Below are 23,562 nucleotides of genomic sequence, written 5' to 3'. Positions count from 1 at the left end.
CATAGTTCGCCCCTTCGCATCTCAACACCCCGTCAGGAGCGTGTTCGTGCGGTCACGTTGAGTGTGGGGGATGCGAATTCGAAACCGCAACCGCAATGCTCGAAGAAATTAATTGATCTTGAAATGGACTTGAGTCCGCACCCTCCATCTGGTGAGACTGGTCGCCCACACCCGAACGGAGGGGCGCGACTTGAGCAAGGACCTGTCAGCAATCAGGCAGATCCGCCTCGGCGATGAACTGCGCGCCTGGCGGCTGGAGAACAACAAGACGTTGACCGGCATGACGACTGGCCTGAAGGGATGGAGCCCCGGTCGGCTCAGCAGGATCGAACGGGCCCAGCAACAGATCACGGCCGCCGACCTGGCCACACTGCTGGACCACGTCGGTGTCACGGGCCAGGAGAGGGAAGACTTCGAGAACCTCCTTGGCGCAGGACCGCCCAAGCAGTGGTGGCGCGATCTCGACTACGCCGAGGCCATCACCCCGGCCTTCGCCGAGTACCTTGCTCTCGAAGCCGACGCGTCGCACATACTGAACTACTTCCCTTCGGCCTTCCCCGGCCTGGTTCAGACGGAGCGCTACGCAAAGGAGATGATCGCCGCCGGGCTCGACTCTCCGAATGAGGAACGCGTCGAGGCGGGAGCGGAGGTCCGGATCCTTCGCCAACGTCGCCTGACGCAGGATCCGGTGCTGACGTTCGAAGCCTATTTCGGCGAAGTCGCCCTTCTCGTGGCCGGCGATCGAGCAACCCTGACCGAGCAGATCCGACACACGATCAAGGTCGCCCGCTACCCAAACGTCGCCCTGTGCATGGTGCCTCTGAGCGCGGGGCGCCCCGGCATCCTCTCGTCCGGAATCACCCTGATGCGCTTCCCTGACGACCCCGAAAACGGTTTCGTATTCATCGAGGCCGTCGGCGGTATGCTCCCGCGTAGAACGGGACGTGACGTACGACGGGCCGAGCGAGTCATCGGCCGAGTCAAGCGGCACGCGCTGTCTCCGGAGGACACCATCGCCGCCCTTGAACGTAAGTTGGAAGAGCTGACGTGAGCGAGAAGCACAACCCCTACGACCACGATCCCGCCACCGCCGCCTGGGTCAAGTCCCCTTTCTCCGGTGACGGCAACGGGGATTGCGTGATCATCGCCCGCTTCCCCAACGGCGACGTCTGGCTCGGTGACGACAAGGACCTCACCCGCCCCCACCTCGCCTTCGACCAGGCCGAGTGGAGCGCCTTCGTGAAGGCCATCGAAGCCCACTCCCCCAACTTCACCGCCTGACCGACGCGGCGGGCCCTGCCCGCCCCGGGCAGGGCCCGCCGACGATAGCCCGGTTGACCCGTGGTGAAGGATGAAGGCGTGATCTCCGAGGAGCGCGCCGTCGAACTCGTCGAGTCATTCCTGGCCGACGAGTAGTCGTCGTGGCCCTGGAAGGAGCCGGCACCCGAGCGGGTCGTCTACTCGGTGCAGCAACACTCGGTCGGCTGGCTCGTCTTCTGGAACACGGCGGAGCACCTCCGCGCCCGCGACGTGCACGACCGCCCCGTCGGCAACGGCGGCCACTACCTGGTGGACCGCCACGACGGGAGCATCCACCACGTCCCCGGCGCCTGGTGGTTGGACGACGGCTGGGAGGAGCACTACCTCCTGCAGACCAAGGGCATCAGGCCGCCCGACCCCCACACCCACACCCGCCCCGTCCCCCACCGCGTGGGGTTCGCCCTCACCGGGCCCGCTGCCCGACACCGGCGCAGGACCGGGCCTGCGCCGCCAAGCCGGTCGCGCCCTGGCCTTGGTCGGCGTCGGCGCGGCCGCCGTCGTCCTCGCCCCGCCACTGAACCAACACCTGACCGCTCCCGGGCCGGGCACCGCGACGGCGCGGGGCCCGGCCCGGGGCGGTTCCGGCGGCTCACGGAGGTGGCCGCGGACGGGGCGTCAGAGCATCCCTGAACTCCCGCCTCAAGGGTCCGCCGACGACAGCGACAGCACGGCGCGCCAGGCCGGCCCGGCCGGATTAATCCCGTCGCGCACGCGGGGCTCCCGTGGCACCCTCGTCCCTGCCGGAGCCCATGATCACGATGTCGGTCCGGCTCGCTAGACTCCCGGCTGCGCTGAGCTCCCGCAGCGGTCCATGGAAGTCAGTCAGGCACGTCCTGAGATGGGGGAAGAGATGAGCATGCTGCCGTCAGGCAGACGTGTGCGACACCGACGGATACGAGCGGTCACCACCACGCCGGCCGTCCTGCTGTTCGCCGTGCTGGCCACGCTGATGGGCCAGATCAACCCGGCCGCCGCCGCGGTGAATCCGCCCGCGGCCACCTCGTCCGCGAGCGAGCCGGCGGCCGCGCCGACGACCACGCCGACCGCCGCACCGGGCGAGCCCGCCGGGCAGAGCCCGAGCACCACCGCGGAGCCGGTGCCCACCGCCGGCCCGACGGCCCCGGCACCGCCCGCGGTGGACCCGAAGGCCGCGCGCGACGCCGCCGTCCAAGCGCTCAAGGAGGCCGACCCGACCGGTCCCTGTCCGGCGTCGCTGGCTCCCGGCACGGTCGCCACCTGCGCGATCGACCCGGACAAGACGGCCACCGTCACCTTCACGCTGGCGCAGCCCAAGGACGTGGTCTTCGTCCAGGCCGTCGCGGTCTACTCGCCGGTCTACCCGCAGCTGACCGCGCCGGACGGGACCGCCGTCAGCTGCGCCAACCTCTCCACCGTGCTGCGCTGCGCCACCGGCCAGGCGGGCACGTACACGCTGGCGGTCCGCAACGGCGACTTCCGGTCCAACGGCGTCTCGCTGTCCTACCTCCCGCTGCTCTCCGGCGCCGGCTGCACCGCGGTGACCGCCGCCGACCGCAGGCTCGGCGCGCGGAACGCCTTCTCCCGCACGCTGCCCCAGGGCTCCGCGGGCGACTGCTACACGCTGGACCTCGCCGCCGGCGACACGCTGCGGACGTACGTCTCCGGCCTGCCCAACGAGCAGGTCTTCGACGCCACCGGCACCGAGCTGTGCGCGCACGGCTTCGGCGACCCGGTCGTCTGCAAGCTCGCCGGCCCGGCACCGTTCCGGGTCCTGGTGCAGCGCACCTGGGGCGATTCGGTGGCCTACAACCTCGCCGTGGAGCGACTCGCCCCGGCCGAGGGCTGCCTGACGGTCGAACCGCAGGCGTTCGGGTCCGCACCGGACCTCACCTCGACGGTGCGCTGCCGCCTCCTCCACGTCCCCACCGCCGGCAAGTACTCCTTCGCGCCGGTCACGGCCGACGGCACCACCCTGTCCGGCGAGTTGTACACGGCCGACGGCGTCCGGCTCACCGGCGACTGCTACCAGGGCGTCGGCTGCGACCTGACACCCGGGACCTACACCTGGGCACTTGAGGCCCGGACGTTCGAGAACCCGGCGTTCGGCATGGTGTTCCGCTCGGACAGCGAGACCCGGGGCTGCACCGCCGGCAAGGACGACGGACTGGTCTCCGGCGCGGCCGCGGGTACCTTCGGCGCGCGCGGCCGGGCGGACTGCCTGACCCTGCCGACGGCCACCGGGACCGGCGTCTACCTGCTCAACCGGCCGCCGACGACGGACGGGTACGCCACCGCCGCCGTCTTCGACGCGGCCGGCGCCAAGCAGTGCGTCAACGAGGGCTACCCGTCGGCGATCTGCCGGCTGACCGGTACCGCGCCGTTCCGCGTGGTGCTGACCGGCACGCCGGGCCAGGCCTACCAGTTGGTGGTTCACCGGACCGGCGACACCGCCGGCTGCCTGGCCTGGCCGCAGAGCCCCTACGACGGCAGCTGGGGCGCGGAGTTCACGCTCACCGCGACCGTGAAGCAGGCCTGCCTGGGCCTGCCGGCCGACCGGCACTCCACCGCGGAGCAGTTCGACTACACCAACACCGCCAACCGGGTCAACGCCTCGGTGCAGGTGGTGGACCCGCAGGGCACCGTGGTCTGCTCCACCGGCAGCAGCTCGGCCTTCAACTGCCGGTTCACCCCCGGTGTGGCGTACACGGCGCTGCTGACCAACAGCACCTGGGGCGACACCTACAAGGTGGTGCGGCGTGACATCTCGCCCACCGCGAACTGCCTCGGCCCGGCGTCCACCGCCTTCGGCGGACCGTCCCTCCCGATCGAGCTCACCTCGGCGCTGGACGCCCGGTGCGTGCGGGTCACCGCCGCCGCCACGGACAAGCTGTGGCTGTCGGCGCGCTCCTCGGACGGCACGGTCGAGTCGCAGGTCATCGACGCCGACGGCAAGTACGTCTGCACCCAGTGGGCCGGCGCCGTGAACCCCTGCCAGCTCACCGGCTCGACCTCGTACACCATGGTCGTGGTCGCGGCCGGGTACGGCGGCACCGCGATCCACGCCAACGTGGACACCTGGACGGTCGGCACGTCGAGCGGCTGGGCGCCGGAGTGCACCGCGCACCAGGCGTCGATCGCCGGGTTCCCGACCCGCAGCGGGGTGTTCACCGAGTCGTCCACCGCGTACTGCGCGGTGATCGACATGCAGCCCTCGCAGTCCTTCACGGTGTCCGGCGTCACCAGCGCGACCTCGGGCGTCCAGCCGTTCGTCTGGCTGCTCAGCCCCGGCAAGTGGACCACCGGCGACCTCAGCTACCAGTGCGGCAACAACTCCGGCGTGTTCGGGGCCCGCTGCCAGAGCACCACCTCCGCCGAGGGCGGCCGGGCGATCCTGGTGATCGGTCCGGGCCGGGCCGCGACGCCGATCGAGTACAGCTTCCAGGGCACCTGCGAGTACCCCAACTGCACCGGTCCGGCGAACCCCCTGACGGTGGGCGCGGTGAACCCCGCCACCGGCGCCGCCGGGACGCGGGTCCAGGTGGAGATCCGCGGCAGCGGCCTCACCCTGGGCAGCAAGCTGGGTCTGCGCCGCGACGGCAGCCCGACCCAGCCGCTCGTGACCCCGCTCTCGGTCAACGCCGACGGCACCTCGCTGCACGTCCTGGTGGACACCAACGGCCTCGCGCCGGGCAGCTATGACATCCAGGCCGACGGCTACCGCACGGTCCTCGCCAACGCGTTCACCGTCAAGGCCGCCCAGGCCGCGGCCAAGGGCCGGTTCGTCCCCGTCCCGCCGTCCCGGATCCTCAACACCGTCTCGGGCGTCGGAGCCCCCGCCGGCCGGGTCCGTCAGGGCGGTGTGGTGACGTTGCAGGTCGCCGGCGTCGGCGGGGTCCCGGCCACCGGCGTCACCGCGGTCGTGATGAACGTGACGGCCGTCAACCCCACCCGGAACAGCGCCATCTCGGTGTACCCGAGCGGCCGGCCGGTGCCCGACCTGCCGACCGTCAGCTTCGCGGCCGGGCAGAACGTGCCCAACCTGGTGACCGTGCCGCTGTCCAACGGCAAGGTGGACCTGCGCAACGCCTGGGGCGAGGTCGACCTCGGCGTCGACATCGCCGGGTACTACACGGACGGCGGCGCCGGCTCCCTGCTGAGCCCGATCAACCCGACGCGCATCCTCAACACCGTCTCGGGCGTCGGCGCGCCAGCCGGCCGGGTCGGCTGGGGCGGCGTGGTGCCGCTCCAGGTGACCGGGGTCGCCGGCGTCCCGACCACCGGCGTGACGGCGGTCGTCATGAGCGTGACCGCCGTCAACCCCACCCGGACCGGGTACGTCACGGCGTACCCGCACGGCCAGGGGGTGCCCGACGCGTCGAACGTCAACTTCACCACCGGGCAGAACGTCTCCAACCTGGTGACCGTCCCGGTGGGCGCGGACGGCAAGGTGGACCTGTACAACGCCTGGGGCGAGGTCGACCTCGGGGTCGACGTCGTCGGGTACTACTCCGCCAAGGGCGCCACCTACTCGGCGTCCGACCTGGTGCGGCTGATGGACACCCGCACCGGCGAGGGCGCCCGGATCGGCGCGCTGGGCGGGGCGGGCGACGTGGTCAGCCTGAAGGTGGCCGGGGTCGAGGGGGTGCCCTCGACCGGCGTCACCGAGGTGCTGATGAACGTCACCGTGGTGTGGCCGACCGACACCAGCTTCCTGACGGTCTACCCGCACGGGACGGAGCGTCCGGACGCCTCGAACATCAACTACCGGCCGGGCGAAGTCGTGTCCGCGCTGGTGATGGTGCCCGTGGTGGACGGGCGGGTGTCGTTCACCAACCAGTGGGGCGCCACCGACGTGGTCGCCGACCTGATCGGCTACTTCTCGGCCTGAGCCCTCGGCCCCGGCCCGCTCCGCGCAGACGGAGAGCCTGCCGCGCCGCCCGGACCACCGGGCGGCGCGGCAGCGCCGTTTCCGGGGGCGTCCCCGCTCCGACCGGCGCGGGGGTCCGCCCTCCTGCACCGCCTTGGTCGCACGGATCGAGTACCGGCCAGGTTCCCGCCAAGGCCCTGAGCCGCACCGTCGCGCCCACTGCTTCGCCCCGGCAACGCCCGAGCGGCCGCACCGACTCCACCTGCACCGTCTTCGCTTCCCGGTGTCCCACCGACGTCGTCCGCACCGACGGGATACCCGGTTGAGGCGGCGTGAAGGGCTCGTGGATACTTGTGCCGCCCTTTCCTGCAGTCTGCCTGGGAAGGGCCTTCTGTCGGCGCGCCAGTCGGGACAGCGCCGCACCTCACGCCGTGTCATATCAGGGGGAACTCCGCCCGTGGCAATATCCCGTCGCGTCGGCCTGGCCGCCGCGATCGCCGGCTCCGCGGTCGCCGGGACCGTGCTGCCGTTCACCGCCCACGCCGCGAGCGCGGCCGTGCTCCACGTGAACAACGCCTACAACGCGAACTGCTCCGACGGCGGGACCGGCACCCAGGCGCAGCCGTTCTGCACCGTCCAGGCCGCCGCGAACGTGGCCGAACCGGGGCAGACCGTCCAGATCGCACCCAACCTCCGGCTCGTCGGCCAGGTCACGATCAAGCGCTCCGGTCTGCCCGGCAAGCCGATCGTCTTCAAGGGCGGCATCCCCTACGACACGCCGTCCTCGCTCGTGGGGACCGACTCGTGGGGCCAGGGTGAGACCCCCGCGGCGCACGCCTTCGTGTTCGAGGGCGTTCACGACGTCACCCTGACCGGCCTCAGCCTCGCCGCCCCGCAGGAGGCCGTACTCGTCAAGGACTCCGCGCGGATCGTCCTGGACCGGAACGACGTGTCCGGCGGCAACCCGGTCTTCAACGGCGTCCGGGCCTACCCCGAGGCGACCCCGACCATCCGGGTCACCGGGACCAGCGCGGACGTCACGGTCAGCCGCACCCGGTCCTACGGGGCGCCCGTCGCCGGCGTCGCCGTCGAGGCCGGGGTGAGCGGCACCGTCGTCACCACCAACCAGATCGTGGAGGCCACCGGCCGGGGCGTGATCGCCACCGACGCGCCCGGCACGATCGTGGTGGGCAACACCTTCGCCCGCAACTGCCAGACCGACCTGGAGCTCGCCGGCACCTCCACCGGGGCCGTGGTCGAGAACAACATCCTCTACAAGTGGCCCGCCTCCCAGTGCACGGGCACCTATCCCACGGCGACCCCGCTGGTGGTGTCGGCCGGCTCCACCCAGGGCACCAAGGTCGACTACAACTCCGTCCTGCGGTCGAGCCCGGTCTCCTACTCCTGGGGCGGCACGTCCTACGCCACCCCCGAGGCCTTCCGGGCCACCGGGCAGGGCGCGCACGACAACGACGCGAACCCGCAGTTCAACCAGGCGATGGAGTACGAGCCGGCCGGCACGGTGGGCCTGACGGACGCGGCCGACCCGACCGCCCCCGGCATGCTGGCCACCGACCTCTACGACCGGGCGCCGGCCGACCACCCCCTCCCCGACACCGCCCCCGCGGGCTTCCGGGACCGTGGAGCCATCGAACTCCAGGACCCGCTGCACGTCGAGCTGAGCGGCCGCCCGGCGCCCGTACGGGACCACCCGCTCAACGCGTCCTTCTGGGGCGACTTCTCGGCCGGCTGGTCGGGCACCGGAACGCTGGACTTCGGGGACGGCAGCGCGCCCCTCGCCGTCCGGTCCGGGTTCAGCTTCCCCGACCACGACTACCCGGCCGCCGCCACCTACACGGCGACGCTGACCGGCACCAGCCAATCCGGCCTGGTCCGCACGGCCACCAGCAAGGTCACCATCGCCCCGGTCCCGGACCTCAGGGCGCAGTTCACCTGGGGCAACGGCGACCGGTCCCGCGCCCAGGTCACGGTGGCGGCCCAGACCACCAGCCCCTGGCCGGTCGCCCGGCACGTCTTCGACTTCGGTGACGGCACCGCCCCCGCCGTCGTCCAGGGCCCGAACACGCCCGCGCCCCTCACCCACGAGTACGGCGTCGGCGGCACCTACACGATCACCGAAACCGTCACCGACGACCACGGCCGCTCCGCGAGCAGCTCGCGGGCCGTACGGGTCGCGGGCCCGCAGGCGGGCGTGCCGTTCACCGGCTACTTCGGCGGCCCGACCAGCCACAACGGCCTGTTCGACAACGGCCGCTGGGCGCTCTCGTACAACAAGTCCGACTCGACGCCCTCCAGCAACTGGAGCTTCGGCGACCCGGGCGACCTCCCCGTCGTCGGCAACTGGGACAACACCTGCCAGTGCCAGTCGGGCATCTACCGTCCCAGTACCTCCACCTTCGCCCTGAAGCACGGTGACGGCTCGGTGTCGACGGTCCAGTTCGGCGATCCGGGGGACGTCCCCGTGGTCGGTGCCTGGGACCGCGGCCGGAACGACCAGCTGGCCGTCTACCGACCCAGCGCCGGCCTCCTCGCCGTACGCCACGACGACGGCACTGTCACCACCCTGCGCTTCGGCGACCCCGGCGACCTCCCCGTCGTCGGCGACTGGGACGGCGTCCAGCACGCCCAGTTCGGCGTCCTCCGCCCCGGCCGCAACGCCGGCGACCCCAACCTCTTCATCCTGCGCCACGACGACGGCAGCGTCTCCACCGCCACCTACGGCGAGAAGGGCGACCTCCCCGTCGTCGGCGACTGGCTCGGCACCGGCCGCACCACCTTCGGCGTCTTCCGCCCCAGCACCCACGTCTTCGCACTGAGCAACGCCTACGCGGGCCGCGCCGACGTCGCCTACACCCTCTACACCTCCACCTACTGACATCGCACCGAGAACCCCGGGGCCGCGCTCGACCGAGCGCGGCCCCGGCGTCTTTCCCACAGATTCCGGCTCGGCTCACACACCGGTCGGGGCGGCCCTGGAAGGCCCGGCGGACGGCGCCACGCTCCATGGGGCTTGAGCGCCGGCTCAGCCCTGTCAGGGGGCTTCGGAGGGCTGGAGTCCTGGCCATCGAGACGGCCCAGCCCGCCGCGAGCAAGGCCCACGACGGCTGCCTGCTCCAGCCTCAGGAGGACATCGCCGCCCGGTCGGACGCACCGCGGAGAACGCGGAACTCATTGCCCTCGGGGTCCGCGAGGACGGCCCAGCCGGGACCTTCGGGCTCCCGGCGGTCATCGACGAGGATGGCCCCGAGGTTCAGCAGGCGTTCGACCTCCTCCTCGCGCGTGGTCTCCGGACGCAGGCACAGGCGGAGCCGGTTCTTGACCGTCTTCGGTTCCGGCACCTGGTTGAAGTGCAACAGCGGGCCCTCCGGCAGCATCACTTCGGTTTCCGGATCACCCGGCCTGTCCTCCCGGATGCGGCGGACGGCCGAGCACCTCACTCCAGAACCGAGCCAACGCACAGGCATCCGCACAGTCGATCGCCACGTTCTGCAACACCGAGACCATGCCCCGAGCCTGGCCGAAGGACCGCTCGGTTCGCCGCCCGGTCCCAGCCGGCCGACTGCGCCGGCGCTCGTGCCCGTCCCTACACCGGCTTCGTCGCGCGGATCGAGTAGATCAGCGGCACGCGCGGCTGCCCGGCCGGGTAGCGGTAGGCGCCGTCCTCCGACTCCAGCACGGGGAAGCGGGGGAACAGCGTGAAGTCGTGCTCGTGCAGGAACTCCACCCGCAGGCCGACCGCCACCAGGGCGCTGAGCACCTCGCCGATCCCGTGCTGCCACTCGATCGTCACGTTGGCGGTGGTCGCCGCGCCCAGGTCGGCATAGGTACCGGGCTCGTCCCAGACCATCGGGTCGCGCCGGAAGTAGTCCGTCTCGACGGTCCGGCCGTCCTCCGCCATGATGTCGGCGAACGGGTGGAACTCGGCCAGGTAGAGGAATCCGCCCGGGGCGACCAGCGCGGCCGCCGTCCGGGCCCACCGGTCGATGTCGGGGAGCCAGCACAGCGCGCCCAGGCCGGTGTAGACGATGTCGAACGTGCGGCCGTCGAGCACCTCGACGGCGTCGTACACATCGGCGGTGACGAAGCGGGCCGTGGCCGCGCCGATCTCCTTGGCGATCCCCTCGGCCTCGGCCACGGCCGGCGCCGAGAAGTCCAGCCCGGTGACCGTGGCGCCCCGCCGGGCCCACGCCAGCGTGTCCAGGCCGATGTGGCACTGCAGGTGGACCAGCGTCTTCCCGGTGACGTCGCCGACCTCGGCGAGCTCGAAGTCCCGCAGCGGGTCCTTGCCGGTGAGGAAGCCGGGCACGTCGTAGAACGCCCCGGCGGTGTGGATCGGGACGCGCTCGTCCCAGTTGGCACGATTCACCGCGCGCCAGTCAGCGGCTCCCGGGTTCTCAGTCATACCGCCACGCTAACCAGCGACCCGGGCAACCCCCAACCGATGACGACGACCGGACGCACGGCACGGTCGGCTTCCGGCCGCGCCGACCGAACCGCCGGAGCCGCTACGACCGGCCGCGACGCGCGAAGTACGCGCGACCGAGGAGGACACCGCCGATGCCGGCCGGGGGGACGATCAGCCATCCCACCCAGTTCATGCGGTCGGCCAGTCCGAGCAGCTGGGCGAGACCCGCCAGGGCCAGCCAGACGAGGAGCATGAGGACGAGGCCGCACCCGAACATGCCGAGACCGTCAGCCGCATCCGGACGCTGCTCCACAGGTGCTCCCCCGCCGGATCGTGTCAGCCGCGTCGGCGGCGGAGTTCCACGGTACACAGGGCACCGGCACCGGCGGGGCCCGCTCTCCCGGTCTGACACGATGGTGCTCCGCGTCGACGCCGGCGGTGCTCCCGGACGGGTGGACGAGCTCCCTGGAGGCATGCGGTGTTCAAGAGCGTCACCACCGTGATGACCTTCGCGCTCGACCCCGCGGCGTCGGCCCGCTGGTGGGGGGAGTTCCTGGGCGTGCCCGTGACCACGGACGTCAGCGACACCGGGTCCGTCTACGCCTGGGTGGAGATCGCCGGGGTCGAGGTCGGGTTCCACCCCGCGGATGACGCGCTCAATCGCCGGGGCGGCAGCCCGGTCGTGTACTGGGGCGTGGACGACGTCGACCACGTCCGTGAACGGCTGCTGGCGGCAGGCTGCACGCACCACCGCGGGCCGCTGACGATCGCGCCGGGCCGCCGGATCGCCCAGCTGCGCGACCCGTTCGGCACCGTCGTCGGCATCGAGGGCCCGTAGCCGGACCGCGCCGAACACCGCTCCCGCTGCTGGTTGTTCGGCACCTTCCGCGGCCCGGCCTGCCCCCGAGCGGCCGTCCGCCCCCAGGGCCGGGCCCCCGATCAGCCCCGCAGCTCGGTTTCGAGGCGGTCGCGGAAGGCGTCCAGGCGGCTGCGGCCGGGGGTGAAGGGCGGCAGCTGGCGCAGGATCGCGCCGACGGCGGGCGGTGCGTGCTCGATCGCCCACCGGATCTCCGCATCACCGGCCGCCCGGTCGCCGGCCGCCGCGAGTTCCCGCGCGTGCGCCGCGTACATCGCCGGGCCGAGGGCGTGTTTCGCCTGGTGGGGGGTGGCCAGCGGGTGGATGTAGGGGCTCGCCGCCGCGTAGCCCGCGGCGCGGGCGGCCGCCGTGGCCGCCGGGTCGGCGACGTCACGCGCGGCTGCGAGCGCCGCGAGGGCGACGGCGCGGAGCCGCCCCGTCCGCTTCCCGTCGCGGGTGAAGACGCGGATGCCGTCGATCGCCTCGCCCGGGCGGGTGTCGGCGGGGGCCCGCGCCTCGAACAGCGGCAGGACGCGCTCGGCGCAGTCGGCGGTCCAGGCTCCGAGGAGCCGGCGGTCTTCGTCGCTGATCGTCACCGTGTCCATCCGCCCATCCTGCCCGCCCCCGCCACCCGCCGTCGCCCGCCCGCCACCGTGCACCCGCTCGCCGTCGTCCGCCGAGTCACCCGGCCGGGGCCGTACAGTCCTGGCCACGGCGACCGACACCCCCACCCCACCCTGGCGCGAGCTCGAACGCGCCACCGTCTTCGGCAAGTTCGGCCGGTCCGTCGACCGGGTCGACTTCCAACTGCCGGACGGCGGTCGAGGACCACGTCGGCCGGCACCCCAACGCTGAGATCATCCGCTCCCAGCCCGGGCTGGGCCCGATACTCAGCGCCCGGGTACTCGCGGAACTCGGCGACGATCCGCACCGCTACGCCAGCGCCAAGGCCCGCAAGAACCACGCCGGCACCAGCCCGATCACCCGCGCCTCCGGCAGAAAGAAGGTCGTGACCGCCAAGCACGTCCGTAACGACCGGCTCATCGACGCGCTGATCGCCCAGGCCTTCTCCGCACTTCGGATCTCCGCCGGTGCCAGGGCCTCCTACGAGAAGCAACGGTCCCGCGGCATCGAATTCAACGTCGCCCTGCGTCAACTCGCCAACCGGCTTGTCGGCATTCTGCACGGCTGCCTCAAGACCGGCACACCGTATGACGAGGCGACAGCTTGGTCTCAGCGGGCCCACGCACTCGCCGCGTGATCGCGCGCTGCACCGAGCCTGCATGAGGTTCGTTCGTTGAGCCCGGGAAAATCGTTGGACCGGCTGACAGGGGTGCGTCGTAGGGTTCGGGGCGCGGAGACGCGGTCGGTGGAGAGGGAATGGTGGATGGCGGGACTGTACGAGATCTGGCAGCGGGCGGAGGTGTCGCGCAGGCTCGACGTGTTGTCGGGCTTCGTCGCGATGTGCGTGGCGGGTGACGACGACGCGCGACGCCGTCTCGCCCAGCTGGTTGCCGGCGCCGACGCGGCCTTCTCCGCCTCGCCCCCGGATTTGGTGGTCGCCTCGGAGTGCCTGGACGAACTCGTCTGGTGGGCTGACACGGAGTGGGCCGGTCACCCCTATCGTCCCGTGGAAGGCCGGCCTGACGAGGCCGACCGGCAGACGCGTGACTACGCCAAGGATCTCCGGCACGCCGCACTCCCGGTCCACGTCCGGGACGAGATGGGCCGCATCGAACTCAGTCTCGAGGTGGGGTTCCTGGCCTTGTGCCGCCAACCGGGGCTGGACTGTCGGATCCGCGAGGACATCTTCTACATCGCCGGGCGTGCCGCGATGGCCCTCGACCTCGGGCACTTGGAAGCGGCAGAGCGGGAGATCCGGCGCATGGAACAGGTGGGTTCCCTGGAGCCACGGGAGAGCCGCTGAGGCTGATGCGCGGCTCTCCGAGGTCCACGGGTGTGGAACGATCTCTTCACGTGGCTGGTGATCACGGCGGCGTCGGGATCGGCAGTGTCTACACGGCGATGCTCGGAATAGCCAGGCTGCACAACCTCGCCCTCACTGGAGGAGCTGGCCTCGCCTCACGGTGTAAGTGTCCTGCCCGTCCAGCGTCGCGACGCTGTCTTGAAATGGAGGCGACGTCGCTGCCGGGACGAGGGGCGGCGAGGTCGGCCGCGAACTCGGAGAGAGCGCCGGCCAGCAGCTCGGCGCCGCGCGACCTGGTGAGGGGGTCACTCATGGTGCTCCTCCTTGATCTCTTGTTTCGGATGGTGCCAGGCCCGTGCCCAGCCGCCGTGCATCCGTGTGCGGCGGCCGGGCCGGGAGTCTGTGGATGAGCCGCGTGGCCGGTGCGGATCAGGGACGGCCGAGGGCGCGGAAGGTCCAGCCGGCCGCGCGCCAGCGGTTCGCGTCGAGGCTGCCGCGGGCGTCGATGACCTTGGGGACGGCGATGTGCCGGGCGAGGTCGGCCGGGTCGGCGTCGGAGTACTGGGTCCAGTCGGTCAGGTGCAGCAGCGGCCCGGCGCCGGTGACGGCCCCGGTGGGGTCGTCGGCGTAGTCGAGCTGGGGGTAGGCCCTGCGGGCGTTCTCCATCGCGGCGGGGTCGTGGACGATGACCTCGGCGCCGGCCCGCTGGAGGGCGTCGGCGACCGAGAGGGCCGGGGAGTCGCGGATGTCGTCGGTGTGGGCCTTGAACGCGGCGCCCCAGACCGCGATCCGCTTGCCGGTCACGGTGCCGCCGAGGGCCTCGCGGGCGAGCTCGACGGTGTGCTCGCGCCGGCGCCGGTTGATCGCCGCGACCTGGCGGAGCAGACCGGTGTCGGCGCCGAGTTCTTCGGCGCGGTGGGTAAAGCCGGCCAGGTCCTTGGGCAGGCAGCCACCGCCGAACCCGAGGCCGGGCCGCATGCCCTTGGCTCCGATCCGGTGGTCATAGCCCAGGGCGAGGGCGATCTGCCGGACGTCGGCGCCGGTCTTCTCGCAGAGCTCTGCCATCGCGTTGATGAAGGAGATTCTGGTGGCGAGGAAGGCGTTCGCGGCGCCCTTGCCTCGGTGATCCGGCGTCAGGTGCCGGGCGTACGAATTCTCGTGCCCAGTCGAGTACGACTCCCCGTGCCCGGCCGGGGAACGGATTGAGGGGGACGCTGTGGCGTCGACCACCCGCCGGGCCAAGCCGCCGAACGACGCGCTGGCCCGGATGATCGAACAATGCGAGGGCGCCAGCCACAAGTCGCTGGCCCACCGCGTGAACCAGCTGGCCGACGAGGCCGGGCTGACCACCACATATACGCATACCTCGGTCGCGAACTGGTGCCGCAGGGGCATGGTCCCCGACTGGCCGGTGCCCAAGCTCCTTGCACGGGCGATCGGCGAACGGCTCGGCCGGCCCGTGCAGTTGGCGGAGATCGGTATGGCGGATGCGGAGACACCGGGCGCCGCGGTGGGGTTGGATTTCCCGCGAGAGCCCGCCGACGCCGTGCGCGTCGCCACTTCGTTCTGGAGTTCCGTGAACCGCCGCGACTTCCTCACCGGATCCAGCTTCGCCGTCGCCTCGTTCACGACCCCGGTGACCCGGTGGCTGGTGAGCCCGGCCGACGACCGTGCCGACCACCGCGGCGGCGCCCGCGTCGGCCGGGCCGACCTGGACGAGCTCCGCGACGCCGCCGACGAGGCCCGCCGCTGGGACTCGAAGTACGGCGGCGGCAGCTGGAAGGCAAACTCCGTCACCGACTGCCTCCAGCACCGGGCCGCCCCGCTGCTGTCCGGCACGTTCTCCGACGAGGTGGGCCGCGAGCTGTTCTCGGTGACCGCCGAGCTGTCCCGCCTGGCCGGCTGGACCGCTTTCGACATCGGCCAGCACGACGTCGCCCAGCGCCACTTCATCCAGGCCCTCCGCCTCGCCCGGGCCGGCGGCGACGTGCAGCTCGGCTGCTATGTGCTCACCACCATGGCGATGCAGGCCCTGCTGCGGGGCTTCCCCAGCGAGGCCATCGACATGACCCAGGGCGCCTTCGCGCGCGCCAACGGCCAGGCCGCCCCCCGGGTGCTGGCCTTCACCAAGCTCATCGAGGCCCGCGCCCATGCCCGCGACGACAACGCGAAGGCGGCGGCCTCCGCTCTGGCGGCGTCCGAGATACTGCTCGACCGAGCCCGCGACCGCGCCGACGAGCCGGCGTGGATCGACTTCTATCACCACGCCCGGCTCTCCGCCGACGCCGCCGAGGTCTTCCGCGATCTTGAGAAGCCCAAGGAGGCCCTGGCCTGGAACGCTCAGGCTGCCGCCATGCAGCCCGGGGTGTTCACCCGCTCGGTCGGGATGCGCCTGGCGATCGTCGGAACCGCCCACCTCCAGAGCAAGGACCTCGACCAGGGCCTGGAACTCGGCAACCAAGCCGTCGACATCCTCGCCCGCGTCCAGTCCAGCCGGGCCAAGGACTACGTTCGCGAGTTCAACGCCGCTCTTACCCCCTGGCGCCGCGAGACAGCGGTCCGCGACTTCCTCCGTCGGACCCGCAGCGAGCTCACCGTCGCCGCCTGATCCTGACTGGTCCCGACAGCGGTGCTGCCGGGACCAGCGGGCCGACCGTCGACCGGTCCGGTCAGTGCTTGGGGAAGCGCAGGACGTTGTCGGGCAGCCGCGCCTGCTCCTCGGCCTTGCGCAACCGCCGGTCAGGAAGGCTCCCGCGAGGGCGAGCTGGGTGACCTGGCCCTTCAGCCCGGTGTTCTCCTCCGTCAGGTCGGTAACCGGCTCCTTGAGCTTGGTGATGGTCCTCCGCAGCCGCTTCTCGTCCTCCGGGGCCTGCTTGGTCTCGGTGCGGACGCGAGCTGACCGACGCCGCTGCGGCCTATCTCGCCCTGGACCACCTCGGCCTGCTCTGACCGGCCGGGCCCGGGGCGCGCTCAGCCGGCGGGCGGCGCCACCTTGGCGTGGTGGTCCAGGAGCCTGGCCAGCAGCTCGGTCAGCGTGCCGCGCTCGGCGGCGCTCAGCGGCGCGAGCAGCTCCTCCTGCGCCGCGTCGACGATCGCGTCGAGGCGGCGCAGATAGCCACGCCCCTCCGAGGTGACCGTGACGACGTTGCGGCGGCGGTCGTCGGGATCGGGCGTGCGCTCCACGAAGCCGCGGTCGGCGAGGTCATTGACGACGGCGACCATGTCACTGCGGTAGACGCCGGTGCGCCGGCTGAGCGTCGACTGGCTGGCCGGGCCGGCCTCGGCGAGGGCGACCAGGACCACGAAGTGCCACTTGCGGGCGCCCTCGGCGGCGAGGCCGTCGCCCACCAGGCGGTCGGCGTACATCGCGTTCATCGCCAGCAGCCTGCTCGGCAGCGCGCGCACCCGGGCAGGCGCCGGATGGTCGGCCGGGCCGTCGTCGCGGACGGCGGCAGCGGCGCCCGTCGGGGTCGGGGTCCGGCTCGGGGTCGGGCCCTTGGCGCCCTGGGTGTCCATGGCCCTGATTCTACTCATTGCGTTAGTCGCACTAACGACATACGGTGGGGAGCGTATCGAAACCGTTAGTGCTACGAACGTTAATGCGGCAAACGAATCACGCGGCACCGCGAGAGGACCAACCGACCATGCCCACCGTCGACGTCATCGACTCCCACATCGCCTACACGGACAGCGCCCCCGCCGGCGGCACCGACAGCGGCCCGGGCCACCCGCCCGTGGTCTTCCTGCACGGCAACCCGACCTCCTCCCACCTGTGGCGCGGCGTCACCCCGCACGTCGCCGGCCGCGCCCGCGCCCTCGCCCCCGACCTGATCGGCATGGGCGCCTCCGGCAAGCCCGACATCGCCTACGACTTCGCCGACCAGGCCCGCTACCTGGACGCCTGGTTCGACGCGCTGGACCTGCGGGACGTCGTCCTGGTCGGCCACGACTGGGGCGGCGCACTCGCCCTCGACCGGGCCGCCCGCCATCCCGAGCGGGTACGGGGCGTGGTCCTGCTGGAGACCATGCCCAAGCCCCTCGCAGCCGCGGAACTCCCCGCGCCCGCCCGCGCCCGCTTCGAGGCGTTCCGCACCCCGGGGTCGGCGAGCGACTGGTCCTCGAACAGAACGTCCTCATCGAGACCGCGTTCACGGGCGGCGTGCTGACCCCGCTCGCCGAGGCGGACGTCCGGCCGTACCGCGCCCCCTACCCCACCCCCGCGAGCCGGCGCCCGCTGCTCGCCTGGCCGCGCATGATGCCGATCGACGGCGAGCCGGCCGACGTCGTCGCCCGGATGACCGCCTACGGCGCCTGGCTCGCGGACAGCACGGACGTGCCCAAGCTGCTGCTGACCTTCGACTCCTCGCCGACCCTGCTGATCGACGAGGCCATGATCGCCTGGAGCCGGGAGCACATCAGCCATCTGACCGTCGAGCACTGCGGCCCGGCGGGGCACCACGCCCCCGAGGACCGGCCCGACGCGATCGGCGGCGCGATCGCCGACTGGCTGGCCGCCCAGGCCTGGTGACGGCCCCGGCACCCCGCCCGCGCGACGTGCACACTCCGCGCGCGACGTGCACACCCCGCCCGCGCGACGTGGCACGACGGCGGGGCACCGGGACCGCTCACCCCGCTACAGCACCACCTCCGCGAGCTTCCCGGTCGCGATGTCGAAGACGAACCCGCGCAGGGCGTCGGTCCTCGGGACGAACGGACTGTTCCGGATCCGGGCGGCGGACTGCCGGACGTCCGCCTCCAGGTCGGCGAAGGCCTCGGCCGCCCAGGGCGGCTTGATGCCCGTCTCCTCCCGGATCGACTCCCGGAAGGCATCGTCGCCGAAGGTCAGCATGCCGCAGTCGGTGTGGTGGATCAGGATGATCTCCTGCGTGCCCAGCAGCCGCTGACTGATCGCCAGCGAGCGGATCGCGTCGTCCGTGGCGACGCCGCCGGCGTTGCGGATCACGTGCGAGTCGCCCTCGTCGAGCCCGAGCGCCGCGTAGACGTCGAGCCGCGCGTCCATGCAGGCCAGGACGGCACTCCGGCGGCCCGGCGGGAGCGGCAGCGGCCCCTGGAAGTCGACCGCGTAGGCGGCGTTGTTGCGGAGGTAGTGCTCGGTGGCGGCACCGGCTTCGGTCATGACTGTCTCCTTCGAGGACGTTCAGGATGTTCAGGACGTTCGATGACGTTCCAGGACATTCGAGGACATGTGAGGACAGGGTTTCACCGCGGGAGGCGCCCGGGCGCGGGGCACCGGCGGGTCTGCCGGAACGGCGTGGCCGCCTCGGGCACTTCGGGACATCGGGCCCGCTCACGGAGACCGCGGCGACCGACGGGGACCGGACGGCGACAGCGCGGGGCACGGCAGAGGCGCGCGCGGCAGGCCGTACGTCAGCGGTCGAGCGGACAACTCGCGCTGGACAGGCGGCCGTAGTCGACGTGACGACGGCGGACGAGCTCGGTCATGGCCGCACGGTAATACCCAACTCGCCACCTCCGCCAGGGAATCGCCCCGACACCACCCGAACGAGGCGATCGGACTCCCCCGCCCGGGGCACAATGGCCCTCCACAGCACAGGAACCCGGGGCCGCGCATGACCGACTTCGCGATCGACGAGACCTTGGTGCGGGAACTCCTGCGGGAGCAGCACCCGGACCTCGCCGGGCTGGACATCCGCCGGGTGGACGCCGGGTGGGACAACCAGCAGTGGCGGCTCGGCGGGGAGTTGGCCGTACGGATCCCCCGCACGGAACGGGCGCCGGAGCTGCTGCGCAAGGAGCGGGAGTGGCTGTCCGTGCTGGCCCCGCGGCTGCCCCTGCCGATCCCGGTCCACGTCCGGGCCGGTGAGCCGTCCGCGCTCTTCCCCCGGCCGTGGAGCGTGGTGCGCTGGGTCCCGGGCGAGCCGGCCGACCGGGCGCCGATCGAGCGTGGCGACCACGCGGCGGGCGTGCTCGCGGAGTTCCTCGCGGCGCTCCACCGGGAGGCGCCCGCCGGGGCGTTCCCCGGTTCGAACCGGGGCGCTCCGCCCAGGGAGGCCGTCGGCGGCTTCGAGCCGCAGTTCCACCTCGTCGCCGCCGACGTCGCGGCAGACGTCCGGCGGGTCTGGGCGGAGGCCGTCGCCGCGCCCGACCGGGAGGGCCCGCCGCGCTGGCTGCACGGCGACCTCCACCCGGCGAACGTCGTCGTCACGGACGGGACGCTGTCCGGCGTGCTCGACTTCGGCGAACTCTGCGCCGGCGACCCGGCGGCGGACCTCGCGGCGGCCTGGCTGCTCCTGCCCGAAGGCGCGGCGGACGGCTTCTTCGACGCCTACGCCGAGGCCACCGCGGCCGAGGTGGACACGGCGACGGTGCTGCGCGCACGGGGCTGGGCGCTGCTGCGCTGCCTCTCCCTGATCGGCATCGGCCTGGCCGGGGAGCGCGGCCTCCCCGGTGGGCAGCGGACCTGGGGTCCGGCCGGGCGGGCGGCGCTCGCGCGGGTCCTGGCTACGGGGTAGACCCGGGGGCGGGCGCCCCGGCGGCCGCCCGGTGCCGTGCGCGGTAGGAGCGCGGCGTGGTGCCGGTCAGCCGGGCGAAGTGCTGCCGCAGGCTCGCGGCCGACGCGAAACCGGCCAGCGCCGCCACCCGTTCCACCGGCTCGTCGGTCTCCGTGAGCAGCTCGCGGGCGCGGTCCAGGCGCAGCCGGAGCAGGTACTGCGGCGGGCTGACGCCGGCCTGGGCGCGGAACCGGCGGTGGAGGCTGCTGACGCTGATTCCGGCGTGCGCGGCGACGTCGGCGGGGGTCAGCGGGAGGTGGAGGCGGGCCTTCAGCCAGCGCAGGGTCGGTTCGAGGCCCGCGCTGTCGGCGAGTTCGCGGTCGATGCCTTCCTGGACGCGGTCCGCGTGCCGCAGCAGGGGGGTGAGGAGCTCCCGCGAGGTCTCGCCGGCCGTCCGCTCCCCGTGGTCCTGGGCCAGCAGGTGCAGGCAGACGTCCAGCCCGCCGAAGATCCCGGCCGAGGTGAGGAAGCGGCCGTCGGCCACCGCCGCGCCGACCGGGTCGACCTCGATCCGGGGGTGCCGCCGGGCCAGTTCCGCGGTGTGCCGCCAACCGGTGGTGGCGCGCCGGCCGTCGAGCAGGCCGGTGGCCGCGAGGGTGAACACCCCGGTGCCGATCGCGCCGATCCGGCCGCCCCGCGCGGCGACGGCCCGCAGCACGTCGAGGACCTCGGACGGCGGCTCCGCCGGGGCGCCGTCACGCCCCGCCAGCAGCACGATGTCGGCGTCGGCGAGGCTTTCCGGCCCGTGCGGGACGGTGATGCCCAGCGGCGCCGGCAGCCCGATCCCGACCGGCCCGGGCGCGGCACACAACCGCACCTCGTAGGCGACCCCCGGGTGCTCACGCGCCGCCGTCCCGAACACCAGCCCCGGCGTGGTGAGGTGGTGTCCGGGCAGCCCGTCGGGCACGAGGACGGCGATGACCGACATACCCGGAATGTACCCGAAGCCCGGGGCGGCGTGGCCACCCTCCCGGCGGTCACCCCAGGTAGGGCGTCGCCCGGTGGTCGAGGTAGTGCCGGAGCCGGAGCCGCTGCGTGTGGTGCATCGGCAGGTCCCCGATGTCGTCCGGAGCCACGAACCGCAGGTCGGTCGACTCGTCGGAGATCCGGAGCTCCCCGCCCGTGACGCGGGCGGTGAAGCAGACGTTGAACTGCTGCCGCACCTCGCCGTCGGAGTAGGCGATCACATGCCGGGGGTCGGTGTAGGTGCCGACCAGCCCGGTGATCTCGACGACGAGCCCGGTCTCCTCGCGGACCTCCCGGACCGCGGCGCCGGGAAGCGACTCACCGAGGTCCATCGTGCCGCCCGGCAGCGCGTACAGGCCGTTGTCGGTGCGCCGTTGGAGCAGCACGCGCCCGTCCTCGTCGGTCACCACGGCCGACGCCGCCACCACCAGCCGGTTCGGCTCCGGCGCGCCGGGATCGTCGTAGAACTCGGTTCGTGCCACGTGGTCGGCTCTCTCCGACTCTTCGGCGACCGGTGGGGCGGCGTTCCCATACTGCCCTGGCGGCCGGGGGCCGGGCGGCGGCAGCGCCGGGTGCTGCCGCCGCCGGGGGTCAGCCGTTCTGGTGGATCGTCTGCCGGATCCAGTCCGCGTACGCCGGAACGCTGGTGTAGAGGCCCGGGCCGGTCGAACAGGTCGGGTCGGTGTCGCCGTCCCCCGAGGTGGTGCCGACGAGTTCCCAGCGCCCGCCCCGGCCCTTCTGGAGCTGCGGGCCGCCGGAGTCCCCGAAGCAGGCCATCGCGCCCGGCACCTGGCTGACCGTGCACAGGCGCAGCCACCCCGCCCGCCCGGGGGCGCACTCGTCGACGGCTCCCCGGCGGGTCTCCAACTGCTGGAGCCGGTTCGCGAACTCGGCCCGCTGCGGGGTGTCCACGTCGGCGACGCTGCCGAAGCCGAGCAGCCGGGTCGGCGTGCCGGGCCGGGCGACGCGGTCGGCGATCCGGACGGGCTGCTCGCTCACCGGGCGGTCCAGCCGGATCAGCGCGAGGTCGTCCTGGTTGGCTCCGCCGCCACCGGTGCCGATCCCGTAGCCGGGGTGGGTGATCGTCCGCTCGATGGTGCGCACGGTGCCGCCGGACGTGCGCCGGTCCGAGCCGATCCGGACGGTGCCGTCCAGGACGACGCCGACCTCGGGCCGGGTGTCGACGCAGTGGCCCGCCGTCAGCACCCACCGGGGGTGGATCAGCGTCGCCCCGCAGACGCCGTCGAGCAGGCCGTGCGTCGGGGCCGTCAGCGGGATCGAGGCCATGTACGGGTAGCGCCCGGTGGCGTCCGTCCCGTTGACGATGGCTCCGGCGCTGCCGGTCATGGCGGTGGCGCACACCGTCGCGGCCAGGGCGACGGTGGCGACGCGGGCCGCTCGGCGGGCCAGGGAGCTGAAAGCGGGCATGGCAGGTCCTTCGTTCGGGGTGCGCGTGAGCGCGCTTCGGGGTGTTCGGATCAGGTGGGCGCGGGCGCCCCGGCGGTGCGGGTGCCGCGTACCGCCCATCCTTCGCACCGGCCCGCGCCCGGAACAGCGGCTCCGATGTCACCCTCGGCTAAATTCTGGACATGCCAGTGATCGCTGTCCTCGCCCTCGACGGCGTACCGGGCCACCAGCTCACCGCGCCGGGGATCTCCTTCGGCGCCGCCGCGCGCCACCACCCGCACGTCGGGTACGAGGTGCGGTACTGCGCGGGCCCCGGGTTCCGTACGACGGGGGCGCCGGCACCGTTCCGGCTCGACACACCGTGGGGTCTGGAGGGGCTGGCGGGTGCGGACACCGTGCTGGTGCCCGGCCACGACGGTTTCCGCGCGGAGCCGCCGCCCGGGGTCGTCGACGCGCTGCGGGCCGCGGCGGCCGGGGGCAGCCGGATCGGTGCGATCGGGACGGGGACGTTCACCCTCGCCGCCACCGGGCTGCTGGACGGGCGGCGGGCCGCGACCGGCCGCCGGTACGCCGCCGAACTGGCCGCGCGCCACCCCCGGATCGAGGTCGATCCGGAGGGCTCGGTCACGGACGCGGCGCCGTTCCACAGCGCGGCGGGGGTGCTCGGCGGGGTCGACCTCTGCCTGCGGCTGATCACCCTGGACCACGGCGAGCCGGTCGCCATCGAGACGGAGCGGCAGGTCTTCCTGGAGCTGCACGGGCCTGCCGGGCCGGCGGCCACCACCGGGTCGGCGGCCACCGCCGGTACCGCTCGCGCACCGGACCCCGGGGGCTCCCGGCTCGGGCCGACGCTCCGTTGGCTGGAGGCCCACCTCGACCGCCCGCTGACGCTGAACGACCTCGCCGACCACGCCGGACTCACCGTCCGCGGCCTGACCAGGCGCTTCCGGGCCGAGACCGGGCTGCCGCCGCTGCAGTACCTGCTCCGCGCGCGCATCCAGCTCGCGCAGCGCCTGCTGGAGCGCGGCGACGAGCCGGTCGAACGCATCGCCACCCGCACGGGGCTCGGCACGCCCGCCAACCTGCGCCACCACTTCCAGCACCACACGGGGACCAGCCCCCGGACCTACCGGGCGGCCTTCCGCTCCCTCGTCTCCACCCTGACCTGGGCCGACGGCCGCCCGGCCGGCGACGCCCCGGCAGCGGACCGGGCCGACCGACCGGTTCCCCCGCACGACCGCCCCGCGCCGGCCGATCGTCGTGCCTGGTCCTGACAGGACC

At 73.0% G+C, this 23,562-nt stretch carries 22 protein-coding genes; 12 read left to right on the top strand and 10 right to left on the bottom strand.

The genetic code is table 11. The annotated features are described in order from the left end of the window. Positions 1-190 precede the first annotated feature (190 nt). The 4 genes from ACFWA9_RS03075 (at position 191) to ACFWA9_RS03060 (ending at position 9,062) form a co-directional block, all read left to right on the top strand. Positions 191-1,051, top strand: coding sequence for a helix-turn-helix domain-containing protein (locus ACFWA9_RS03075; RefSeq protein WP_380382631.1), 861 nt, complete (start codon positions 191-193; stop codon positions 1,049-1,051). Then, the gene (locus tag ACFWA9_RS03070) at positions 1,048-1,281 is read left to right on the top strand and encodes a DUF397 domain-containing protein (RefSeq protein WP_380382629.1); all 234 of its coding nucleotides are present in this window, start codon (positions 1,048-1,050) and stop codon (positions 1,279-1,281) included. Before ACFWA9_RS03075 ends, ACFWA9_RS03070 begins: the two co-directional genes overlap by 4 nt. Positions 1,282-2,197: 916 nt before the next feature. Further along, positions 2,198-6,187 (top strand): hypothetical protein, encoded by a 3,990-nt coding sequence (locus ACFWA9_RS03065; protein WP_380382627.1) that lies wholly within the window; start codon positions 2,198-2,200, stop codon positions 6,185-6,187. A gap of 436 nt (positions 6,188-6,623) precedes the next feature. Then, a complete protein-coding gene (locus ACFWA9_RS03060) occupies positions 6,624-9,062 on the top strand; it encodes a PKD domain-containing protein (RefSeq protein WP_380382625.1) in 2,439 nt (812 codons plus the stop codon). A gap of 244 nt (positions 9,063-9,306) precedes the next feature. Here ACFWA9_RS03060 and ACFWA9_RS03055 read toward each other — a convergent pair whose 3' ends face one another. From ACFWA9_RS03055 to ACFWA9_RS03045, 3 genes are all read right to left on the bottom strand, one after another. Then, a complete protein-coding gene (locus ACFWA9_RS03055; RefSeq protein WP_380382623.1) occupies positions 9,307-9,651 on the bottom strand; it encodes a VOC family protein in 345 nt (114 codons plus the stop codon). 119 nt (positions 9,652-9,770) lie between these two features. After that, the gene (locus ACFWA9_RS03050) at positions 9,771-10,589 is read right to left on the bottom strand and encodes a class I SAM-dependent methyltransferase (RefSeq protein WP_380382622.1); all 819 of its coding nucleotides are present in this window, start codon (positions 10,587-10,589) and stop codon (positions 9,771-9,773) included. Between the two features lie 103 nt (positions 10,590-10,692). Further along, entirely contained in the window at positions 10,693-10,869 is a 177-nt protein-coding gene (locus ACFWA9_RS03045) for a hypothetical protein (protein WP_380382621.1), read from the bottom strand. Between the two features lie 201 nt (positions 10,870-11,070). Between ACFWA9_RS03045 and ACFWA9_RS03040 the strand changes: the two genes are divergently transcribed. Further along, on the top strand, positions 11,071-11,430 hold the full coding sequence (locus ACFWA9_RS03040; RefSeq protein ID WP_380382619.1) for a VOC family protein: 360 nt from the start codon (positions 11,071-11,073) through the stop codon (positions 11,428-11,430). A gap of 101 nt (positions 11,431-11,531) precedes the next feature. Here the strand turns inward: ACFWA9_RS03040 and ACFWA9_RS03035 are convergent, their stop codons facing one another. Next, positions 11,532-12,053: a putative immunity protein gene (locus ACFWA9_RS03035; protein ID WP_359836568.1), complete on the bottom strand. Its 522-nt coding sequence runs from the start codon at positions 12,051-12,053 to the stop codon at positions 11,532-11,534. 251 nt (positions 12,054-12,304) lie between these two features. Between ACFWA9_RS03035 and ACFWA9_RS03030 the strand changes: the two genes are divergently transcribed. Together ACFWA9_RS03030 and ACFWA9_RS03025 are read left to right on the top strand one after the other, a co-directional pair. Continuing rightward, positions 12,305-12,709, top strand: a complete 405-nt coding sequence (locus ACFWA9_RS03030; RefSeq protein ID WP_380382717.1) for a transposase — start codon at positions 12,305-12,307, stop codon at positions 12,707-12,709. 126 nt (positions 12,710-12,835) lie between these two features. Then, on the top strand, positions 12,836-13,375 hold the full coding sequence (locus ACFWA9_RS03025; RefSeq protein ID WP_380382617.1) for a hypothetical protein: 540 nt from the start codon (positions 12,836-12,838) through the stop codon (positions 13,373-13,375). Positions 13,376-13,804: 429 nt separating this feature from the next. On the opposite strand, the gene ACFWA9_RS03020 is transcribed toward ACFWA9_RS03025, so the two are convergent. Continuing rightward, positions 13,805-14,605: a nucleotide sugar dehydrogenase gene (locus ACFWA9_RS03020; RefSeq protein WP_380382615.1), complete on the bottom strand. Its 801-nt coding sequence runs from the start codon at positions 14,603-14,605 to the stop codon at positions 13,805-13,807. Between ACFWA9_RS03020 and ACFWA9_RS03015 the strand changes: the two genes are divergently transcribed. Further along, a complete protein-coding gene (locus ACFWA9_RS03015; protein ID WP_380382614.1) occupies positions 14,592-15,983 on the top strand; it encodes a sporulation protein in 1,392 nt (463 codons plus the stop codon). The two genes, ACFWA9_RS03020 and ACFWA9_RS03015, sit on opposite strands and share 14 nt — an antisense overlap. 362 nt (positions 15,984-16,345) lie before the next feature. Here the strand turns inward: ACFWA9_RS03015 and ACFWA9_RS03010 are convergent, their stop codons facing one another. Beyond that, complete coding sequence (locus ACFWA9_RS03010) at positions 16,346-16,891, bottom strand: MarR family winged helix-turn-helix transcriptional regulator (protein WP_380382612.1); 546 nt, start codon at positions 16,889-16,891, stop codon at positions 16,346-16,348. A gap of 128 nt (positions 16,892-17,019) precedes the next feature. On the opposite strand from ACFWA9_RS03010, the gene ACFWA9_RS03005 reads away from it, so the two are divergent. Next, positions 17,020-17,541, top strand: a complete 522-nt coding sequence (locus tag ACFWA9_RS03005; RefSeq protein WP_380382610.1) for an alpha/beta fold hydrolase — start codon at positions 17,020-17,022, stop codon at positions 17,539-17,541. Beyond that, complete coding sequence (locus ACFWA9_RS03000; RefSeq protein ID WP_380382608.1) at positions 17,535-17,903, top strand: hypothetical protein; 369 nt, start codon at positions 17,535-17,537, stop codon at positions 17,901-17,903. The genes ACFWA9_RS03005 and ACFWA9_RS03000 overlap by 7 nt, the downstream gene beginning before the upstream one ends. Positions 17,904-18,008: 105 nt before the next feature. On the opposite strand, the gene ACFWA9_RS02995 is transcribed toward ACFWA9_RS03000, so the two are convergent. Further along, positions 18,009-18,512, bottom strand: a complete 504-nt coding sequence (locus tag ACFWA9_RS02995) for a carbonic anhydrase (RefSeq protein ID WP_329486750.1) — start codon at positions 18,510-18,512, stop codon at positions 18,009-18,011. A gap of 454 nt (positions 18,513-18,966) precedes the next feature. Here ACFWA9_RS02995 and ACFWA9_RS02990 point away from each other — a divergent pair, with 454 nt between their 5' ends. Next, positions 18,967-19,869, top strand: a complete 903-nt coding sequence (locus ACFWA9_RS02990; protein WP_380382606.1) for an aminoglycoside phosphotransferase family protein — start codon at positions 18,967-18,969, stop codon at positions 19,867-19,869. Here ACFWA9_RS02990 and ACFWA9_RS02985 read toward each other — a convergent pair. The 3 genes from ACFWA9_RS02985 to ACFWA9_RS02975 form a co-directional block, all read right to left on the bottom strand. Beyond that, the gene (locus ACFWA9_RS02985) at positions 19,859-20,836 is read right to left on the bottom strand and encodes a GlxA family transcriptional regulator (protein ID WP_380382604.1); all 978 of its coding nucleotides are present in this window, start codon (positions 20,834-20,836) and stop codon (positions 19,859-19,861) included. The two genes, ACFWA9_RS02990 and ACFWA9_RS02985, sit on opposite strands and share 11 nt — an antisense overlap. 49 nt (positions 20,837-20,885) lie before the next feature. Then, entirely contained in the window at positions 20,886-21,356 is a 471-nt protein-coding gene (locus tag ACFWA9_RS02980; protein WP_380382602.1) for an NUDIX domain-containing protein, read from the bottom strand. Positions 21,357-21,465: 109 nt separating this feature from the next. After that, positions 21,466-22,302 carry a S1 family peptidase gene (locus tag ACFWA9_RS02975; RefSeq protein WP_380382600.1) on the bottom strand — a complete coding sequence of 279 codons (837 nt, stop codon included), beginning with the start codon at positions 22,300-22,302 and terminating at the stop codon, positions 21,466-21,468. Between the two features lie 161 nt (positions 22,303-22,463). Here ACFWA9_RS02975 and ACFWA9_RS02970 point away from each other — a divergent pair, with 161 nt between their 5' ends. After that, the gene (locus ACFWA9_RS02970) at positions 22,464-23,555 is read left to right on the top strand and encodes a GlxA family transcriptional regulator (RefSeq protein ID WP_380382598.1); all 1,092 of its coding nucleotides are present in this window, start codon (positions 22,464-22,466) and stop codon (positions 23,553-23,555) included. The last annotated feature ends 7 nt before the right edge of the window (positions 23,556-23,562 follow it).

The organism is Kitasatospora sp. NPDC059973, from assembly GCF_042737525.1.
Taxonomy (GTDB): Bacteria; Actinomycetota; Actinomycetes; order Streptomycetales; family Streptomycetaceae; genus Kitasatospora.
This window is presented reverse-complemented; position numbering and strand designations above follow the sequence as displayed.

Excerpts from the sequence above, each read along its gene's own strand:
- ACFWA9_RS03055 (WP_380382623.1), bottom strand. The coding sequence starts at position 9,651 with ATGCCTGTGCGTTGGCTCGGTTCTGGAGTGAGGTGCTCGGCCGTCCGC.
- ACFWA9_RS03050 (WP_380382622.1), bottom strand. The coding sequence starts at position 10,589 with ATGACTGAGAACCCGGGAGCCGCTGACTGGCGCGCGGTGAATCGTGCC.
- ACFWA9_RS03045 (WP_380382621.1), bottom strand. The coding sequence starts at position 10,869 with ATGTTCGGGTGCGGCCTCGTCCTCATGCTCCTCGTCTGGCTGGCCCTG.
- ACFWA9_RS03035 (WP_359836568.1), bottom strand. The coding sequence starts at position 12,053 with ATGGACACGGTGACGATCAGCGACGAAGACCGCCGGCTCCTCGGAGCC.
- ACFWA9_RS03025 (WP_380382617.1), top strand. The coding sequence starts at position 12,836 with ATGGCGGGACTGTACGAGATCTGGCAGCGGGCGGAGGTGTCGCGCAGG.
- ACFWA9_RS03010 (WP_380382612.1), bottom strand. The coding sequence starts at position 16,891 with ATGGACACCCAGGGCGCCAAGGGCCCGACCCCGAGCCGGACCCCGACC.
- ACFWA9_RS03005 (WP_380382610.1), top strand. The coding sequence starts at position 17,020 with ATGCCCACCGTCGACGTCATCGACTCCCACATCGCCTACACGGACAGC.
- ACFWA9_RS02995 (WP_329486750.1), bottom strand. The coding sequence starts at position 18,512 with ATGACCGAAGCCGGTGCCGCCACCGAGCACTACCTCCGCAACAACGCC.
- ACFWA9_RS02990 (WP_380382606.1), top strand. The coding sequence starts at position 18,967 with ATGACCGACTTCGCGATCGACGAGACCTTGGTGCGGGAACTCCTGCGG.
- ACFWA9_RS02985 (WP_380382604.1), bottom strand. The coding sequence starts at position 20,836 with ATGTCGGTCATCGCCGTCCTCGTGCCCGACGGGCTGCCCGGACACCAC.
- ACFWA9_RS02975 (WP_380382600.1), bottom strand. The coding sequence starts at position 22,302 with ATGCCCGCTTTCAGCTCCCTGGCCCGCCGAGCGGCCCGCGTCGCCACC.
- ACFWA9_RS02970 (WP_380382598.1), top strand. The coding sequence starts at position 22,464 with ATGCCAGTGATCGCTGTCCTCGCCCTCGACGGCGTACCGGGCCACCAG.